At 69.7% G+C, this 17,862-nt stretch carries 21 protein-coding genes; all 21 read left to right on the forward strand.

Annotated features, from left to right (window positions below; genetic code table 11):
- Window positions 1-8: 8 nt before the first annotated feature.
- The 21 genes from MSA03_RS02860 (at window position 9) to rplN (ending at window position 17,860) form a co-directional block, all read left to right on the forward strand.
- Window positions 9-974, forward strand: a complete 966-nt coding sequence (locus MSA03_RS02860; RefSeq protein ID WP_028496540.1) for an AAA family ATPase — start codon at window positions 9-11, stop codon at window positions 972-974.
- Complete coding sequence (locus MSA03_RS02865; RefSeq protein WP_147049567.1) at window positions 971-2,341, forward strand: DUF58 domain-containing protein; 1,371 nt, start codon at window positions 971-973, stop codon at window positions 2,339-2,341. Before MSA03_RS02860 ends, MSA03_RS02865 begins: the two co-directional genes overlap by 4 nt.
- The gene (locus MSA03_RS02870) at window positions 2,338-4,776 is read left to right on the forward strand and encodes a transglutaminase domain-containing protein (RefSeq protein ID WP_092896989.1); all 2,439 of its coding nucleotides are present in this window, start codon (window positions 2,338-2,340) and stop codon (window positions 4,774-4,776) included. The genes MSA03_RS02865 and MSA03_RS02870 overlap by 4 nt, the downstream gene beginning before the upstream one ends.
- The gene (locus tag MSA03_RS02875; RefSeq protein ID WP_147049568.1) at window positions 4,773-6,212 is read left to right on the forward strand and encodes a DUF5684 domain-containing protein; all 1,440 of its coding nucleotides are present in this window, start codon (window positions 4,773-4,775) and stop codon (window positions 6,210-6,212) included. Before MSA03_RS02870 ends, MSA03_RS02875 begins: the two co-directional genes overlap by 4 nt.
- 258 nt (window positions 6,213-6,470) lie before the next feature.
- The gene (gene rpsL / locus MSA03_RS02880; RefSeq protein ID WP_013584051.1) at window positions 6,471-6,839 is read left to right on the forward strand and encodes a 30S ribosomal protein S12; all 369 of its coding nucleotides are present in this window, start codon (window positions 6,471-6,473) and stop codon (window positions 6,837-6,839) included.
- 5 nt (window positions 6,840-6,844) lie between these two features.
- Window positions 6,845-7,315 carry a 30S ribosomal protein S7 gene (gene rpsG / locus MSA03_RS02885; protein WP_028496536.1) on the forward strand — a complete coding sequence of 157 codons (471 nt, stop codon included), beginning with the start codon at window positions 6,845-6,847 and terminating at the stop codon, window positions 7,313-7,315.
- Window positions 7,316-7,395: 80 nt separating this feature from the next.
- Window positions 7,396-9,510 (forward strand): elongation factor G, encoded by a 2,115-nt coding sequence (gene fusA / locus MSA03_RS02890; RefSeq protein ID WP_147049569.1) that lies wholly within the window; start codon window positions 7,396-7,398, stop codon window positions 9,508-9,510.
- 148 nt (window positions 9,511-9,658) lie between these two features.
- A complete protein-coding gene (gene tuf / locus MSA03_RS02895; protein WP_028496534.1) occupies window positions 9,659-10,852 on the forward strand; it encodes an elongation factor Tu in 1,194 nt (397 codons plus the stop codon).
- Window positions 10,853-11,036: 184 nt separating this feature from the next.
- Complete coding sequence (locus MSA03_RS02900) at window positions 11,037-11,252, forward strand: Rv0909 family putative TA system antitoxin (protein WP_028496533.1); 216 nt, start codon at window positions 11,037-11,039, stop codon at window positions 11,250-11,252.
- A gap of 760 nt (window positions 11,253-12,012) precedes the next feature.
- Window positions 12,013-12,321 (forward strand): 30S ribosomal protein S10, encoded by a 309-nt coding sequence (gene rpsJ, locus MSA03_RS02905; RefSeq protein ID WP_005050520.1) that lies wholly within the window; start codon window positions 12,013-12,015, stop codon window positions 12,319-12,321.
- 7 nt (window positions 12,322-12,328) lie between these two features.
- Window positions 12,329-12,988, forward strand: a complete 660-nt coding sequence (rplC, locus tag MSA03_RS02910; protein ID WP_028496532.1) for a 50S ribosomal protein L3 — start codon at window positions 12,329-12,331, stop codon at window positions 12,986-12,988.
- Window positions 12,989-12,990: 2 nt separating this feature from the next.
- Window positions 12,991-13,653, forward strand: a complete 663-nt coding sequence (gene rplD / locus MSA03_RS02915) for a 50S ribosomal protein L4 (RefSeq protein ID WP_028496531.1) — start codon at window positions 12,991-12,993, stop codon at window positions 13,651-13,653.
- Window positions 13,650-13,961, forward strand: coding sequence for a 50S ribosomal protein L23 (rplW, locus tag MSA03_RS02920; RefSeq protein ID WP_036272814.1), 312 nt, complete (start codon window positions 13,650-13,652; stop codon window positions 13,959-13,961). The genes rplD and rplW overlap by 4 nt, the downstream gene beginning before the upstream one ends.
- A 22-nt stretch (window positions 13,962-13,983) precedes the next feature.
- Window positions 13,984-14,823, forward strand: a complete 840-nt coding sequence (gene rplB / locus MSA03_RS02925; protein WP_028496529.1) for a 50S ribosomal protein L2 — start codon at window positions 13,984-13,986, stop codon at window positions 14,821-14,823.
- A 12-nt stretch (window positions 14,824-14,835) separates the two neighbouring features.
- Entirely contained in the window at window positions 14,836-15,117 is a 282-nt protein-coding gene (rpsS, locus tag MSA03_RS02930; protein WP_017201589.1) for a 30S ribosomal protein S19, read from the forward strand.
- Between the two features lie 37 nt (window positions 15,118-15,154).
- On the forward strand, window positions 15,155-15,550 hold the full coding sequence (rplV, locus tag MSA03_RS02935; protein ID WP_036272812.1) for a 50S ribosomal protein L22: 396 nt from the start codon (window positions 15,155-15,157) through the stop codon (window positions 15,548-15,550).
- Window positions 15,550-16,311, forward strand: coding sequence for a 30S ribosomal protein S3 (rpsC, locus tag MSA03_RS02940; protein WP_028496527.1), 762 nt, complete (start codon window positions 15,550-15,552; stop codon window positions 16,309-16,311). Before rplV ends, rpsC begins: the two co-directional genes overlap by 1 nt.
- Entirely contained in the window at window positions 16,311-16,730 is a 420-nt protein-coding gene (gene rplP / locus MSA03_RS02945; RefSeq protein WP_018171451.1) for a 50S ribosomal protein L16, read from the forward strand. Before rpsC ends, rplP begins: the two co-directional genes overlap by 1 nt.
- Entirely contained in the window at window positions 16,730-17,044 is a 315-nt protein-coding gene (gene rpmC, locus MSA03_RS02950; RefSeq protein WP_028496526.1) for a 50S ribosomal protein L29, read from the forward strand. Before rplP ends, rpmC begins: the two co-directional genes overlap by 1 nt.
- A gap of 110 nt (window positions 17,045-17,154) precedes the next feature.
- On the forward strand, window positions 17,155-17,457 hold the full coding sequence (rpsQ, locus tag MSA03_RS02960; protein ID WP_147049689.1) for a 30S ribosomal protein S17: 303 nt from the start codon (window positions 17,155-17,157) through the stop codon (window positions 17,455-17,457).
- A 34-nt stretch (window positions 17,458-17,491) separates the two neighbouring features.
- Window positions 17,492-17,860, forward strand: a complete 369-nt coding sequence (gene rplN / locus MSA03_RS02965; protein WP_028496524.1) for a 50S ribosomal protein L14 — start codon at window positions 17,492-17,494, stop codon at window positions 17,858-17,860.
- Window positions 17,861-17,862: the final 2 nt, after the last annotated feature.

A 17,862-nucleotide genomic window follows, 5' to 3' on the forward strand; every position in this document is an offset into this window, starting at 1 on the left:
GACGACGAATGACCATCACGCAGGAGCAGGCGACCTGGTTCGCGCAGACCTTCGGCCAGCTGGCCGACAACGTCGAGCGCGCCGTGCTCGGCAAGCGTCATGTCGTGGAGCTGATCCTGACCGCGATGCTCAGCGAGGGGCACGTGCTGCTGGAGGACGTCCCGGGCACCGGCAAGACCTCGCTGGCCCGCGCCGTCGCGCAGTCCGTCCAGGGCACCACGACCCGCATCCAGTTCACGCCCGACCTGCTGCCGGGCGACATCACCGGCATCACGGTGTACGACCAGAAGACCGGCGCCTTCGACTTCCACGCCGGGCCCGTGTTCGCGAACATCGTGCTCGCCGACGAGATCAACCGGGCGAGCCCCAAGACCCAGGCGGCGCTGCTGGAGGTCATGGAGGAGTCGCGGGTCACGATCGACGGCGTGACCCGCGCGGTGGGGCGTCCCTTCCTCGTGCTCGCGACGCAGAACCCCATCGAACAGGCGGGCACGTACCGGCTTCCCGAGGCCCAGCTCGACCGCTTCCTCATGCGCACGTCGCTCGGCTACCCGGACCACGCCGCGACGGTGCGGATCCTCGACCGCGCGGCCGTCGCGACCGACGACCTCCCGCCCGTCGTCACGCCCGCCGCGCTGGTGGGGATGACGGAGCTCGCGGCGGACGTCTATGCCGACGCGCTGGTCCTGGATTACATCGCCCGGCTCGTGGAGGCGACGCGCTCCGCCGACGAGGTGCGCCTGGGTGTCAGCATCCGGGGGGCGCTCGCCCTCACCCGCGCGGCCCGCGCGAGCGCCGCCGCGCGGGGACGCACCTACGCGACCCCCGACGACGTCAAGCGCCTCGCCGTCGCCGTGCTGTCGCACCGCCTGATCCTGCATCCCGAAGCCGAGTTCGACGGGGTCACGCAGGAGGCCGTCATCGGCCAGGTGCTCCTCGACGTCCCACCCCCGACCCGCCGAGACATACCGTGACGAGCCTCGATCAGCGCGGGACCGACAGCCGGGTGACCCGCACGCTCACCTCGACGGGGTCGGGGGAGCGCACCGAGGTGACCACCCCGCGCTCCCGCGCGCTCGTCGGCCTCGCCGTGTGGGCGACCGGGCTGTGGCGGATGCTGCGGCGCGCGGCGCGCCTGACCGCCGCCGCGGCGGGGCGCACGGTGCGGCCCGCGGGGGCGCTCGTCCTCCTGGCCGCGACCGTCGGGCTGACCGCGGGCCTCGCGCTGGGCTGGGTCGAGTGGATCGCCGCGGGCGTCGTCGCGCTCGTGCTGCTCGCGATGACGGTCCCGTTCCTCTTCGGCGCCCGCGCGTACGACATCGACCTGGCGCTCGCGCACGAGCGCGTCGTCGCCGGGACCGGCGTCGCCGCCCACGTGGTCGTCCGCAACGCGGGGTCCCGTGTCGCGCTGCCGGGACGCATCGACGTGCCCGTGGACGCCGGGCTGGTCGAGTTCGGGGTGCCGATGCTGCGTCCCGGGCAGGAGATCGTGCACGCGTTCGACATCCCGCCGCAGCCGCGGGGGATCGTGCCGGTGGGTCCCGCGACGACGGTGCGCTCCGACCCCATCGGCCTGCTCCGCCGGGAGCGCGCGTTCGAGGACCGGCACGACCTGTACGTGCATCCGCGGACCGTCGCGCTGCCGTCCACGAGCGCCGGGCTCATCCGCGACCTCGACGGCAGCCCGACGCGGCGGCTCGTGGATGCCGACATGAGCTTCCACGCGATCCGCGAGTATGCGCCCGGCGACGCCCGTCGGCAGATCCACTGGAAGTCCACCGCCAAGACCGGCCGGCTCATGGTGCGGCAGTACGAGGAATCCCGCCGCTCCCGCATGGCCGTCGTCCTCGGGCTCGCCGAAGCGGAGTACGCGTCCGCGGACGAGTTCGAGCTCGCCGTCAGCTGCGCCGCGTCCCTGTCCGTCCGCGCCGTGCAGGACGCGCGAGACCTCGACATCGTCGTCGGTGCCGAGATCCCGCGCGTCGTGCGCGGCCGCCTGCGCGCCATCCGGCATATCCCGTCCGGGGCGCCCCGGCCGCTCCTGGACGGGTTCAGCGGCGTGGCGCGCCTCGCCAACACGATGGCCCTCGAGGACGTCTGCCGGCTGACGGCCGAGGCGAACGAGCGGCTCTCCATCGCGGTGATCGTCACGGGATCGACAGGCGGCCCCGCGCGGCTGCGCCGCGCCGCGCTCGCGTTCCCCGCCGACACGGCGCTGCTCGTCGTGGTGTGCGACGAGCAGGCGCATCCGCGCTCCCAGGTCTTCCGCCCGTTCACGGCCATCACGGTGGGCACCCTCGACGACCTCGCGGGCCTCCTCCTCCGATCGGCGACGTCGTGAGCGGCCCGCGCCACGCCGCAGCGCCCGAGGAATGGCGCGGCCGCTACGTCGCCGGCACCGCATACGTCATCGTCATGATCCTTCTGGCGGCCGTGGCGGCCTGGCCGATCTACCGCGCCCCGGCGTTCGTCCTCGTCGTCGGCACCGGGTCGCTGCTGGGTGCCGCGCTCGCCGTGCTCATCGCCCGTCGCGGCTGGAGCGGCTGGGCGACCGCGGGCCTGCTGGCCCTCACGCTGCTGATCGTCGGCGTCCCGCTCGCCGTCCCGGGGCGCACCGGCAGTTCCGGAGAGCTGCTGCGCGGCCTGGGGGAGCTGGCCGCGGGGGTCGTCGTCGGGTGGAAGGACCTGCTGACGGTCCCTCTGCCGGTCGGCTCGTACCGGAACCTTCTCGTACCCGCGCTCGTGGTCTTCCTCTGCGGCACCTGCGTCGCGCTGCAGCTGGCGTGGCAGCACCGTCGCATCGCCTACGCGGCCGTCCCCATGGCCCTCGCGATGACCGGGTTCGGGCTGATCTTCGGCCGCCGGTCCGTCAGCGGACCGTGGGACTTCGGACCCCTCACGATCGCCGCACCCGCCGAGACGATCGTCGGCGTCGCGGCGCTGCTCGCGAGCGTCCTGTGGCTCGCCTGGCGCGGCCGGCACGAGCGGCAGGACGCGCTGCAGCGTGCGGCGCATGCCGGGGGCGGGCGGCTCCGCCGCCGCTCGCGCGCGGACGCCCGGCGCGCGGCGCTCGGCGTCGGGATGGTCGCGGTGGCCGCGCTCGGCGTCGCCCTCGTCGTCCCCGGGGCGGCGCAGTCCGCCGACCGGCACGTCCTCCGCGACGCCGTCGGCCCGGAGGTCGAGCTGTCGCGGGCGCTCAGCCCGCTCGCCGCGTACCGCACGCTCTTCACCGACGACGCGATCGACGACGTCGTCTTCACCGTCACCGGCCCCGCCCTCCCCGATCGGATCCGGCTGGCGACCCTGGACACCTACGACGGCGCCGTGTTCCGCACCGGCTCGTCGGGCGCCGGGGGCCGCTTCGCGCGCGTCCCGGCCATGCGCGACCCCGGTCCCGGCGATGCCGTCGACGCCGTCGTGGAGGCCGGCTCGCTGACCGGGATCTGGATGCCGACGATCGGGGCGCTCGCCTCGGCGCGGTTCGACGCCCCCCGCGCCGCGACGCTGGCGGACGGCTTCTACTACAGCGCCGAGCTCGGGGCGGCCGTGCAGACGGCGGGATGGCGGGAGGGCGACAGCTACCGCCTCCGCGGGACCGAGGTCCCGGCGACGACCCTCGCCGAGGCCGCCGCGCCGGGCGGCGTGACATCCCAGGTCGAGGCGCCCACGAGCCTGCGCCGCTGGGTCGACGAGCACGCCGCCGGCACGGGCGGGGCGGCGCTGCAGGCGCTCGTCGACCTGCTGCGCACCCGCGGCTACCTCAGCCACGCCCTGACCGACGAGACCGACACCGCGTGGATGGGGCGCCTGGACGGCTACCGGTTCGTGCCCTCCACCTCGGGCCACTCGCTCGGACGCGTCGACGACATGTTCGAGGCGCTGCTGGAGCGCGAGAACGAGGTCGACGGCGGCCTCGTGGCGGCGATCGGCGACGACGAGCAGTTCTCCGTCGCGGTGGCGCTGATCGCCCAGGAGCTCGGCTTCCCCGCTCGGATCGTGTACGGCGCGCGGCTGACCGCCGAACCCGGGCTCCCCGTCTGCACGGACGGCGTCTGCCGCTCGGGCGACCTCGCCGCGTGGGTGGAGGTGCGCTCGTCGGCGGGGGAGTGGATCGCCGTCGACGTGACGCCCCAGCACACTCAGCCGCCGTCGCTGCAGGTCGCCGAGCAGCGCGACCCGCGCGTCGCGACGGAGGTCCGCCCCGACGTCGTCGAGGAGGTCGTGCCGCCGCGCCCCGGCCAGGACGACACCACCCGCGCCGACCGCGGCGACCCGGCCCTCGACCTCACCTGGCTGTGGGCGACCCTGCGCGGGCTGGGCGTGGGGGTCAGCGTCCTCACGATCCTCGTCGGGCCGCTGCTGCTCATCGTCGCCGCGAAGGCGCTGCGCCGCCGCGGCCGCCGCCGCGCGGAGGATCCCGTCGCCCGCGTCGCGGGCGGCTGGGAGGAGTACGTGGATGCCGCCGCCGACGCCGGCCGCGCGACCCCCGGGCACCTCACCCGGACGGAGGCCGCAGGGGTTCTCGCGACGCCCTCCGGGACCGTCCTCGCCGAAGCCGCCGACCAGGCCGTCTTCTCGCCGGTGGGGATCACCCCCGCCGAAGCCGACGAGTTCTGGCGCATCGTCGAGACCGAGCGCCGCGGGATGGCGACCGGTCTCTGGCGCCGCTGGCTCGCCGCCGTATCGTTGAGATCGTTCGCCCGCCTCGGCGGGACCCGCGCCCAGACAACCGAGAGGGGGAGCCGTCGGCCCGCAGGCCGCCGGACCGAACCATGATCAGCCCGCTCCTGGATGACTCGCTGACGCCCCTCCTGGGCCTCCTCTCGCTCGCGATCGGCGTCGCCCTGTACGTGTGGACCGCGCTGGCGCTGGCCGCGATGTTCCGGAAGATGGGCGAGGAGCCGTGGAAGGGCTGGGTGCCCCTCCTGAACCAGGCGACCGTCCTGCGCTGGGGCGGTCTGAACCCCTGGCTCGTCCTGCTCGTGTTCCTGCCGCTCGTCGGTCCGCTCGCCCTGTGGGTGCTGCAGACCGTCGCGGCGCACCGCCTCAACCCGGGCTTCGGCTACGGCACGGAGATGACGGTGCTCGCCGCCGTGCTGTTCGTCGTCTGGGCCAGCATCCTCGGGTTCGGGCCGTCCCGCTGGCTCGGCGCGCGCGCCGCCGCCTCCGCGGCCCCGCCGGCGGGGTCGCGGGCCGTCCCGCCCGTCCCGTCCGTCGCCGACCCGGCGACCGCACCCGGAGCGCCCGCTGCCGCCTTCGCGCCCGCGGGCGACGCGGGGGAGCCCGCCCAGGCGTGGCGCCCGCCGACCGCGCCCATCGCCATCGTGCCGGGCCCCATCGCGCCCACCCCCATCGTGCCCGGCCCCAACGGGCCCGCCCCCATCGCGCCCGGCGCCGACGACGCCGCCGCCGCGGAGCGCCGCACGCCCCCCGCACCCGTGGCCGCGGCGCGCGACGACACGTCGTGGCCGTCCGAGGTCGACGAGGTCTCCGCGGTGCACCCGTCCCCGTTCCCGCCGAGCGCGGCCTCCGCCCGCCCGTACACCCCGCCGCCAGTGTCCCCCGCCGCGGGCCCCATCACCTTCGTGCCGGGCCGGAAATCCGCCGTCCCGAGCATCCACGGCGACGCGCCCGTGACCCGCGTGCCCGCGACCGATCCCGCGGCGCCGCCGCCCGCATGGGCGCCCGCGCGCTCGGCGGAGTACGACCCGGACGCCTTCCCGGAGATGTCCGGCGAGGTCTCCGCCGTCGTGGGCTCCCCGGCCGCGGGGACCCCGCTGTCCGCCCGGCGGTCGGTGTCCGCGCAGCAGCGCCCGCCCGAGCCGGAAGGCGAGGATGACGACGACGACGCCGAGCAGACCGTCATCGCGCGCCGCCGCCGGCCGACCTGGAAGCTGACCGCCGCCGGGCGCACCGTCGCGCTCGTCGCGGATGTCGTGATCCTCGGTCGCCAGCCGGCGCCCGACCCGGCGTTTCCGCGGGCGCAGCTCGTCGTCGTGGACGACCGCACCCGCACCGTCTCCAAGACCCACGCGCGACTCGAGCTGAAGGGCGACGGGTGGCACGTGACCGACCTGCATTCGACCAACGGGGTCCTGATCCCGACGCTCATGGGCACCGAGGAGGAGATCGGCCCGGGCTCGCCGGTCCCCGCCGGCGATCGGTTCCGCCTCGGCGACGCGCAGGTCACGCTCGCGCGCGCGGACCGCTGACCCCGCCCTCGTTTGACCGCCTCCCGCGGGGAGCGTATGATTGACCGGGTGTGCGCTCACGCGCGCCCTGCGTCGCGCCTCGGCCCCGAGCCGAGTCGCCAGGCAGGGAGACCGAGGCGCCGCATCTCAGGGAATGATCTGCGAACAGATCACCCCCACGGCATATCCACCACGAAAGCACGGCGCGTTCGCGCTGCGCCGGTGGATCTGTGGTGAAACCACGACGCTGTCACCGTGCAGCATTCACAAGGAGAGAACGTGCCAACCATTCAGCAGTTGGTTCGCAAGGGCCGTTCGCCGAAGGTCTCGAAGACCAAGGCGCCGGCACTGAAGTCGAACCCGCAGCAGGCCGGGGTCTGCACCCGCGTCTACACGACCACGCCCAAGAAGCCGAACTCGGCCATGCGCAAGGTCGCCCGTGTCAAGCTCCGCAACGGCACCGAGGTCACCGCCTACATCCCCGGCGAGGGCCACAACCTGCAGGAGCACTCGCTCGTGCTCGTCCGCGGCGGCCGTGTCAAGGACCTCCCGGGTGTGCGTTACAAGATCGTCCGCGGCGCCCTGGACACCCAGGCCGTCAAGAACCGTAAGCAGGCTCGCAGCCGCTACGGCGCGAAGAAGGGTTAAGGAACATGCCTCGTAAGGGACCCGCACCTCGCCGCGTCGTCGTCAACGACCCGGTCTACGGCGCTCCGATCGTCACCCAGCTGGTGAACAAGATCCTCGTCGACGGCAAGAAGTCGATCGCCGAGGCCATCGTCTACGGCGCCCTCACCGGCGTCGAGGCCAAGAACGGCCAGGACGCCGTCGCGACGCTCAAGAAGGCGCTCGACAACGTCCGCCCCACCCTCGAGGTCAAGAGCCGCCGCGTCGGCGGCTCGACCTACCAGGTTCCGGTCGAGGTCAAGCCGCACCGCGCGAACACGCTCGCGCTGCGCTGGCTCGTCTCCTACGCGAAGGGCCGTCGCGAGAAGACGATGACCGAGCGTCTGCAGAACGAGATCCTCGACGCCTCGAACGGCCTGGGTGCCGCGGTCAAGCGCCGCGAGGACACCCACAAGATGGCCGAGTCGAACCGCGCCTTCGCGCACTACCGCTGGTAAACCGGCGAATCGGCGACCGGCCGGCGCACCCCGCCGGCCGGTCGCCCCGCGACATCCGTCACTACACGTAAGGACACCCCGTGGCACAAGAAGTGCTCACCGACCTCAAGAAGGTCCGCAACATCGGCATCATGGCTCACATCGATGCCGGCAAGACGACGACGACCGAGCGCATCCTGTTCTACACGGGCGTCAACCACAAGATCGGTGAGACGCACGACGGCGCCGCGACCACCGACTGGATGGAGCAGGAGCAGGAGCGCGGCATCACCATCACGTCCGCCGCTGTGACGTGCTTCTGGGACAAGAACCAGATCAACATCATCGACACCCCCGGTCACGTCGACTTCACCGTCGAGGTCGAGCGCTCGCTGCGCGTCCTCGACGGCGCCGTCGCCGTCTTCGACGGCAAGGAGGGCGTGGAGCCCCAGTCCGAGACCGTGTGGCGTCAGGCCGACAAGTACGACGTCCCGCGCATCTGCTTCGTCAACAAGATGGACAAGCTCGGCGCGGACTTCTACTTCACCGTCGACACCATCATCAACCGCCTGAAGGCCAAGCCCCTCGTGCTCCAGCTGCCCATCGGCTCGGAGAGCGACTTCGTCGGCGTCGTCGACCTCGTCGAGATGCGCGCCCTGGTCTGGCCCGGCGACTCCAAGGGTGATGTCACCATGGGCGCCAAGTACGAGGTCCAGGAGATCCCCGCCGACCTCGTCGACAAGGCCGCCGAGTACCGCGAGATGCTGCTCGAGACCGTCGCCGAGTCCGACGAGGTGCTCCTCGAGAAGCACTTCAGCGGCGAGGGCCTGACGGTCGCCGAGGTCAAGGGCGCGATCCGCAAGCTCACCGTCGCCGGCGAGCTGTACCCCGTGCTGTGCGGCTCGGCGTTCAAGAACCGCGGCGTGCAGCCGATGCTCGACGCGGTCGTGGACTACCTGCCGTCGCCGCTGGACGTCCCCGCCATCGAGGCGAAGGACCCCAAGAACGAAGAGATCATCATCGAGCGGCACGCCGACCGCGACGAGCCGTTCGCGGCGCTCGCGTTCAAGATCGTGACGCACCCCTTCTTCGGCCGCCTCACCTACATCCGCGTCTACTCGGGTCACCTCGACTCCGGTGCGCAGATCGTCAACGCGACGAAGGGCAAGAAGGAGCGCATCGGGAAGATCTTCCAGATGCACGCCAACAAGGAGATGCCCGTCGACTCGGTCACGGCCGGCCACATCTACGCCGTCATCGGCCTGAAGGACACCACCACCGGTGACACCCTCTCCGACTCGGCCAACCAGGTCGTCCTCGAGTCGATGACGTTCCCGGAGCCGGTCATCGAAGTCGCCATCGAGCCCAAGACCAAGGCCGACCAGGAGAAGCTGGGTCTCGCGATCCAGAAGCTCGCGGAGGAGGACCCGACGTTCCGCGTCGAGCAGAACTCCGACACCGGTCAGACCGTCATCAAGGGCATGGGCGAGCTGCACCTCGACATCCTCGTGGACCGCATGAAGCGCGAGTTCAAGGTCGAGGCCAACGTCGGCAAGCCGCAGGTGGCGTACCGCGAGACGATCAAGAAGACCGTCGAGCGTCACGACTACACGCACAAGAAGCAGACCGGTGGTTCGGGTCAGTTCGCGAAGATCCAGTTCGCCCTCGAGCCCCTCGAGGTCACGGCCGACAAGATCTACGAGTTCGAGAACAAGGTCACCGGTGGCCGCATCCCGCGCGAGTACATCGCGCCGGTCGACCAGGGCTTCCAGGACGCCATGAACGTCGGCGTGCTCGCCGGCTACCCCATGGTGGGCGTGAAGGCCATCCTCATGGACGGTGCGTCGCACGACGTCGACTCCTCCGAGATGGCGTTCAAGATCGCCGGCTCGATGGGCTTCAAGGAGGCCGTCCGCAAGGCGAACCCGGTCATCCTCGAGCCGCTCATGTCCGTCGAGGTGCGCACGCCCGAGGAGTACATGGGCGACGTCATCGGCGACCTGAACTCCCGTCGCGGCCAGATCCAGTCGATGGAGGACGCCCAGGGCGTCAAGGTCGTCCGGGCCCTGGTGCCGCTGTCCGAGATGTTCGGCTACATCGGCGACCTGCGCTCCAAGACCTCCGGCCGTGCCGTCTACTCCATGGAGTTCGACAGCTACGCCGAGGTCCCGCGCAACGTCATGGACGAGATCGTCCAGAAGACCAAGGGCGAGTAACCCTCCCCTTCGGATGCCGGGGGCTCCGGCTCTCGGCATCCGCCCAAACTGAATACTGAACTGTCAACTACACTGACTACATCCCCGTAGAGCACCGGTCGCAATCCAGCGACCGGATCCTCTACACGACCGTCCTGAGGAGGACCTAGTGGCTAAGGCCAAGTTCGAGCGGACCAAGCCGCACGTGAACATCGGAACGATCGGTCACGTCGACCACGGCAAGACGACGCTCACCGCGGCGATCTCGAAGGTGCTCGCTGACAAGTTCCCGTCCGCGACCAACGTGCAGCGTGACTTCGCGTCGATCGACTCGGCTCCCGAGGAGCGTCAGCGCGGCATCACGATCAACATCTCGCACGTCGAGTACGAGACCCCGAAGCGTCACTACGCGCACGTCGATGCGCCCGGTCACGCTGACTACATCAAGAACATGATCACCGGTGCGGCCCAGATGGACGGCGCGATCCTCGTGGTCGCCGCCACCGACGGCCCCATGGCGCAGACGCGTGAGCACGTGCTGCTCGCCAAGCAGGTCGGCGTGCCGTACCTCATGGTCGCGCTGAACAAGGCCGACATGGTCGACGACGAGGAGATCCTGGAGCTCGTCGAGCTCGAGGTCCGCGAGCTGCTGTCCAGCCAGGGCTTCCCCGGCGACGACGCGCCGGTCGTCCGCGTCTCGGGGCTGAAGGCTCTCGAGGGCGACGAGCAGTGGACCCAGTCCATCCTCGACCTGATGGACGCCGCTGACGAGTCCATCCCCGACCCGGTGCGTGACAAGGACAAGCCGTTCCTCATGCCGATCGAGGACGTCTTCACCATCACCGGCCGTGGCACGGTCGTCACGGGTCGCGCCGAGCGCGGCACGCTCGCGATCAACTCCGAGGTCGAGATCGTCGGCATCCGCCCGACGCAGAAGACCACGGTCACGGGTATCGAGATGTTCCACAAGCAGCTCGACGAGGCCTGGGCCGGCGAGAACTGCGGTCTTCTCCTCCGTGGTCTGAAGCGCGACGATGTCGAGCGCGGCCAGGTCGTCGTGAAGCCGGGCTCCGTCACGCCCCACACCAACTTCGAGGGCACGGCGTACATCCTGTCCAAGGAGGAGGGTGGCCGTCACAACCCCTTCTACACGAACTACCGTCCGCAGTTCTACTTCCGGACCACCGACGTCACCGGCGTCATCACGCTGCCCGAGGGCACCGAGATGGTCATGCCCGGTGACACCACCGACATGACGGTCGAGCTGATCCAGCCGATCGCCATGGAGGATGGCCTCGGCTTCGCGATCCGTGAGGGTGGCCGCACCGTCGGCGCCGGCACGGTCACGAAGATCCTGAAGTAGGTCTTCCGACACCTCACGAAGCCCCCCGGGTCCGCCCGGGGGGCTTCGTGCTGTCCGGGGGGGATGCCGTCGGCCGGGAGCGCGCCTTCTGGTCTTGCCGGGCGCCGGGCGTTCGGGCCAGACTGTCGGCAGCGGCCGGCACCGTCCGGTACCGTCCAGCACCACCCCACCGAAAGGGACAGATATGGGCATCGACGATCTGGTCAACCAGGGCAAGGACTTCCTGGAGCAGAACAAGGACAAGATCGAGGAGACGCTGAACTCGGACCAGGCCGAGGACGTCAGCGACAAGGTCCTCGACGCGGCCGCCGAGTTCGTCAAGAGCGTCGCGCCGGATTCGGTCGACGCGAAGGTCGACGAGGTGCGCGACGGGATCGATGCGAAGATCGGCAACGAGTAGCCCGGAGTGCAGCAAGGGGGATGCCGGCCGGCATCCCCCTTTTGCCATCCCTCCGCGGGAAAATCCTTGACGGCGCGGCCCTCGTCCTTCTAGCCTCGCCTGTGGCGGTTCTCGTCCGATCCGGGGGGTGAGGGCGGGCCGCCGGTGGGCTTGGGAGCTCATCCGTCGTCGTCGGGACTTGGGGCCGGCGGCAGTTGGGGGCAGGTGGGGGATGGGCGCTGCACGCGTCGCTGGGGTAACGCTGTTGCGCGCCCGCCGCGTCGACTCATCGTCGACGCACCTCGCCGACCCCCGCGGATGTGTCTTCGGAGGCCGCGGGGCTCTGCCTCGCACCTCGTGAGCGGGGCGGGCGTCCCCCAAGGCCCGTCCCGCTCACACCCTTCCGCCCGGTTCGGCGGGAGACACGCCGAACGCGACACGCCCGAGTTTGCGACACGCCCGGGCGACACGTAGACTAGGGAAGTTCCACATTCTGATGCCGCTTCGGTGTGCGTCGGATCACTGCCAGGGCAGTGCATAGGCGGCGCATGAGCGCAGGGTCCTAGGCCGCGGGCAGTCAGAACACCAATCCAACACCCCACCCGGAGACGGGATCGCCTGTGTGCGTCCGGGGGAGCGGATACCGCAGGGTGACCTGCGGATTGACATCAGAACAGCGGTGCAGCATCCATCGCCACCGCGATGGGAAGTGCCCGGCGCGCAAGCGCCCCGTGCGTCCGATGCCCCAGAGGTATGACGCGAGAAAGAGAGTGAGCAGACAATGGCGGGACAGAAGATCCGCATTCGCCTGAAGTCGTATGACCACGAGGTCATCGACACGTCGGCGCGCAAAATCGTCGACACCGTGACCCGTGCGGGCGCGACGGTTGTGGGCCCCGTGCCCCTTCCGACCGAGAAGAACGTCGTGTGCGTCATCCGGTCGCCCCACAAGTACAAGGACAGCCGCGAGCACTTCGAGATGCGCACCCACAAGCGCCTCATCGACATCATCGACCCGACGCCCAAGGCCGTCGACTCGCTGATGCGACTCGACCTCCCGGCAGACGTCAACATCGAGATCAAGCTCTGAGGTCGACATGGCTGATATCAACTCCAAGGTTTCCAAGGGCCTGCTGGGCACGAAGCTCGGCATGACCCAGGTCTGGGACGAGAACGGCAAGCTCGTTCCCGTCACCGTCATCGAGGTCGCCCCGAACGTGGTCACCCAGGTTCGCACGCCCGAGAAGGACGGCTACAACGCGGTTCAGATCGCCTACGGGCAGATCGACCCCCGCAAGGTGAACAAGCCGCTCACGGCCCACTTCGAGGCCGCCGGCGTGACCCCGCGTCGCCACCTCACTGAGATCCGCACGGCGGACGCTGCTGACTACTCACTCGGTCAGGAGCTCACCGCTGACGGCGTCTTCGAGGCCGGCCAGCGTGTCGACGTCGTCGGCACCAGCAAGGGCAAGGGCACCGCGGGTGTCATGAAGCGTCACAACTTCAAGGGCGTCTCCGCTTCGCACGGTGCGCACCGCAACCACCGCAAGCCCGGCTCGATCGGCGCATCGTCGACCCCGAGCCGCGTCTTCAAGGGCATGCGCATGGCCGGCCGTATGGGTGGCGAGCGCGTGACCGTCCTCAACCTCACAGTGCACGCCATCGACGCCGAGAAGGGTCTGCTGCTCGTCAAGGGCGCCGTCCCCGGTGCGCGTGGCCGCATCGTCTACGTCCGCAACGCAGTGAAGGGTGCCTGATCATGGCTGACTCGACTCTCGCGCTCGACGTCCACAGCGCCGACGGCAAGAAGGCCGGTTCGGTCGAGCTTCCCGCCGCGCTGTTCGACGTCAAGACGAACATCCCCCTCATCCACCAGGTCGTCGTCGCGCAGCTCGCGGCGGCTCGCCAGGGCACCCACTCGACCAAGCGTCGCGGTGAGGTCTCCGGCGCCGGCCGCAAGCCCTTCAAGCAGAAGGGCACCGGTAACGCCCGTCAGGGCTCGATCCGCGCGCCGCACATGACCGGTGGTGGCATCGTGCACGGCCCCAAGCCGCGCAACTACTCGCAGCGCACCCCCAAGAAGATGATCGCCGCCGCCCTGCTGGGCGCGCTCAGCGACCGTGCTCGCGGTGGCCGTCTGCACATCATCGACTCGTTCGGCATCGAGGGTGCCCCGTCGACGAAGGCCGCTGTGACGGTCCTCTCGGCGCTCGCCCCGACGAAGAACGTGCTGGTCGTCATCAACCGCGACGACGAGCTCGCCACGAAGAGCGTGCGCAACCTCGCGTACGTGCACGTGCTGACGTTCGACCAGCTCAACGCCTACGACGTGCTCGTCTCCGACGACATCGTCTTCACCAAGGCCGCTTTCGACGCGTTCGTCGCTGCGAAGGCCGGCGTCACCGAGGAGGTCTCGGCATGAGCACCGCGAACATCGCAGTGAACAAGGACCCGCGCGACATCATCCTGAAGCCGGTCGTCTCGGAGAAGAGCTACTCGCTCATCGACGAGGGCAAGTACACGTTCCTCGTGGACAACCGCGCGACCAAGACCGAGATCAAGCTCGCCATCGAGAAGATCTTCGGCGTCAAGGTGGCTTCGGTGAACACGCTCAACCGCGTCGGCAAGGCCCGCCGCACCCGCTTCGGCATGGGCAAGCGCAAGGACACCAAGCGCGCCATCGTCACGCTGAAGTCGGGCACCATCGACATCTTCACGGCAGTCGGCTGACGGTCGGGATAGAGGACAGAAAATGGCTATTCGCAAGTACAAGCCCACGACCCCGGGTCGTCGCGGTTCGTCGGTCGCCGACTTCACCGAGATCACGCGGTCGACGCCCGAGAAGTCGCTGCTGCGTCCGCTGTCGAAGACCGGCGGTCGCAACAACCAGGGTCGCATCACGACCCGTCACATCGGTGGTGGCCACAAGCGCCAGTACCGCGTGATCGACTTCCGTCGCAACGACAAGGACGGCGTCAACGCCAAGGTCGCGCACATCGAGTACGACCCCAACCGCACCGCGCGCATCGCGCTCCTGCACTACTTCGACGGCGAGAAGCGCTACATCCTCGCGCCGAACAAGCTGTCGCAGGGCGATGTCGTCGAGTCGGGTCCGTCCGCGGACATCAAGCCGGGAAACAACCTCCCGCTGAAGAACATCCCGACCGGTACCGTCATCCACGCGATCGAGCTCCGTCCCGGCGGCGGCGCGAAGATCGCCCGCTCGGCCGGCGTCTCCGTGCGCCTGGTCGCGAAGGACGGCCCGTACGCCCAGCTGCGTCTCCCCTCGGGCGAGATCCGCAACGTCGACGCGCGCTGCCGTGCGACGATCGGCGAGGTCGGCAACGCCGAGCAGTCGAACATCAACTGGGGCAAGGCCGGCCGCATGCGCTGGAAGGGCGTCCGCCCGACCGTGCGTGGTGTCGCCATGAACCCGGTCGACCACCCGCACGGTGGTGGTGAGGGCAAGACGTCCGGTGGTCGTCACCCCGTCACTCCTTGGGGCCAGGCTGAGGGTCGCACCCGCCACGCCAACAAGGAAAGCGACAAGTACATCGTCCGTCGTCGCAACGCCGGCAAGAAGCGCAAGTAGGAGTAGAGGAAGATGCCTCGCAGCCTTAAGAAGGGCCCCTTCGTCGACGAGCACCTGCTTCGCAAGGTGGTCGTGCAGAACGAAGCCGGTACCAAGAACGTCATCAAGACCTGGTCGCGCCGTTCGATGATCATCCCGGCGATGCTGGGTCACACGATCGCCGTGCACGACGGACGCAAGCACATCCCCGTGTTCGTGTCCGAGACCATGGTCGGTCACAAACTGGGCGAGTTCGCGCCCACCCGCACCTTCCGCGGCCACGAGAAGGACGACAAGAAGGGGCGCCGCCGCTAACGCGGGGCGTTCCCAGAGAGGACAGAGGAGGAGACAAATGGTGGAATCCATCGCACGCGTCAAGCACATCCGCGTGACCCCTCAGAAGGCTCGTCGTGTCGTCGCGCTCATCAAGGGCAAGCCTGCTCAGGAGGCCCTGGCCATCCTGAAGTTCGCCCCGCAGAGCGCCAGCGAGCCGATCTACAAGCTCGTCGCTTCGGCCATGGCCAACGCCCGCGTGAAGGCGGACAAGGACGGCGAGTTCCTGGACGACCAGGACCTGTACGTGGCCAACGCGTACGTCGACGAGGGCACGACGCTCAAGCGTTTCCAGCCCCGTGCCCAGGGCCGCGCGTTCCAGATCAAGAAGCGCACGAGCCACATCACGGTCGAACTGGCAACCCCCGCGGTCGCCGAGACCGCGACCACGACCGACAAGAAGGCGAGCAAGTAATGGGACAGAAGGTCAACCCCTACGGCTTCCGCCTCGGCATCACCACGGACCACGTGTCGCGCTGGTTCTCCGACTCCACGAAGCCGGGCCAGCGTTACGCCGACTACGTGGCCGAGGACATCAAGATCCGCAAGCTCCTGCAGACGCAGCTGGACCGCGCCGGCGTGAGCGGGATCGAGATCGAGCGCACGCGTGACCGCGTCCGCGTCGACATCCACACCGCCCGCCCGGGCATCGTGATCGGCCGCCGCGGCGCCGAGGCCGAGCGCATCCGCGCCGACCTCGAGAAGCTCACCGGCAAGCAGATCCAGCTGAACATCCTCGAGGTCAAGAACCCCGAGGCCGACGCACAGCTCGTCGCGCAGGGCGTCGCCGAGCAGCTCTCCGCCCGCGTGGCCTTCCGCCGCGCGATGCGCAAGGGTCTGCAGGGCGCGCAGCGCGCCGGCGCCAAGGGTGTCCGCATCCAGGTGTCGGGCCGCCTCGGCGGCGCCGAGATGAGCCGGTCGGAGTTCTACCGCGAAGGCCGTGTGCCCCTGCACACCCTCCGCGCGAACATCGACTACGGGTTCTACGAGGCCAAGACCACCTTCGGCCGCATCGGCGTGAAGGTCTGGATCTACAAGGGCGACCTCACCAACAAGGAGCTCGCGCGCGAGCAGGCCAACGCACCGAAGGCACCGCGCGGTCGTGACGACCGTGGCGGCGACCGTCGTCGTGGCCCGCGCAGCGAGGCCCCTGCCGCAGAAGGAGCATCGGCATAATGCTTATCCCCCGCAAGGTCAAGTACCGCAAGCAGCACCACCCCGGCCGTTCCGGCCAGGCGACCGGCGGCACGAAGGTCTCCTTCGGCGAGTTCGGCATCCAGGCCCTCACGCCCGCGTACGTGACGAACCGTCAGATCGAGTCCGCTCGTATCGCGATGACGCGTCACATCAAGCGTGGCGGCAAGGTGTGGATCAACATCTACCCCGACCGTCCGCTCACGAAGAAGCCGGCCGAAACCCGCATGGGTTCCGGTAAGGGTTCGCCGGAGTGGTGGGTCGCGAACGTCAAGCCGGGTCGCGTCCTCTTCGAGGTCGCCGGTGTCAACGAGGAACTCGCTCGCGAGGCCCTGACCCGTGCCATTCACAAGCTGCCCCTGAAGGCACGCATCATCAAGCGCGAGGAGGGCGACGCGTAATGTCTGTCGGTACCAAGACGCTCGCTCCGAGCGAGCTGGACACGTTCGAGGACCAGCGCCTCGTCGAGGAGCTCCGCAAGGCCAAGGAAGAGCTGTTCAACCTGCGCTTCCAGTCGGCCACCGGTCAGCTCGAGAGCCACGGCCGCATCCGTGCGGTCAAGCGCGACATCGCGCGGCTCTACACCGTGATCCGTGAGCGCGAGCTCGGCATCCGTGCCACGCCCGCCCCCGCGGAGGTCGCGACGAAGGCGAAGAAGACGAAGGCCAAGAAGGCGGATGCCGCCGACGACGCCGCGAAGGAAGAGGCCGAGTGATGGCTGACACTGAGAAGAAGGCCCCCGCGCCCAAGGCTGCCCCGGCAGCGAAGAAGGCGCCCGCCAAGAAGGCCGCTGCCAAGGTCGAGGCCCCCGTGGCCGAGGCTCCCGTGCAGGCCAAGGGTCACGAGTCGGCGTCGTCCGACGTCCGTGACGCCGACGCCCGCGGCTACCGCAAGGCCCGCCGTGGCTACGTGGTCAGCGACAAGATGGACAAGACGATCGTCGTCGAGGTCGAAGACCGCGTGAAGCACCCGCTTTACGGCAAGGTCATCCGCCGCACGTCGAAGGTCAAGGCCCACGACGAGTCGAACAGCGCCGGCATCGGCGACCTGGTCGTCATCAACGAGACCCGCCCGCTGAGCGCCACCAAGCGCTGGCGTCTGGTCGAGATCCTCGAGAAGGCCAAGTAAGGCCTCGGCCTTCTTGGAACCCAAGGAGTAAAAAGTGATTCAGACAGAGTCCCGCCTCAAGGTCGCCGACAACACCGGCGCCAAGGAGCTGCTCACGATCCGCGTGCTGGGTGGCTCGAGCCGCCGCTACGCCGGTCTCGGCGACACCATCGTGGCGACCGTCAAGGACGCGATCCCCGGCGGCAACGTCAAGAAGGGCGATGTGGTCAAGGCCGTCATCGTCCGCACCGTCAAGTCCACCCGTCGTCCCGACGGGTCCTACATCAAGTTCGACGAGAACGCCGCCGTCATCCTGAAGAACGACGGGGAGCCCCGCGGCACCCGCATCTTCGGTCCGGTCGGTCGTGAGCTTCGCGACAAGAAGTTCATGAAGATCGTCTCGCTCGCACCGGAGGTGATCTGACC

Origin of the sequence: Microbacterium saccharophilum, assembly GCF_007992455.1 — a bacterium.
Classification (GTDB): Bacteria; Actinomycetota; Actinomycetes; order Actinomycetales; family Microbacteriaceae; genus Microbacterium; species Microbacterium saccharophilum.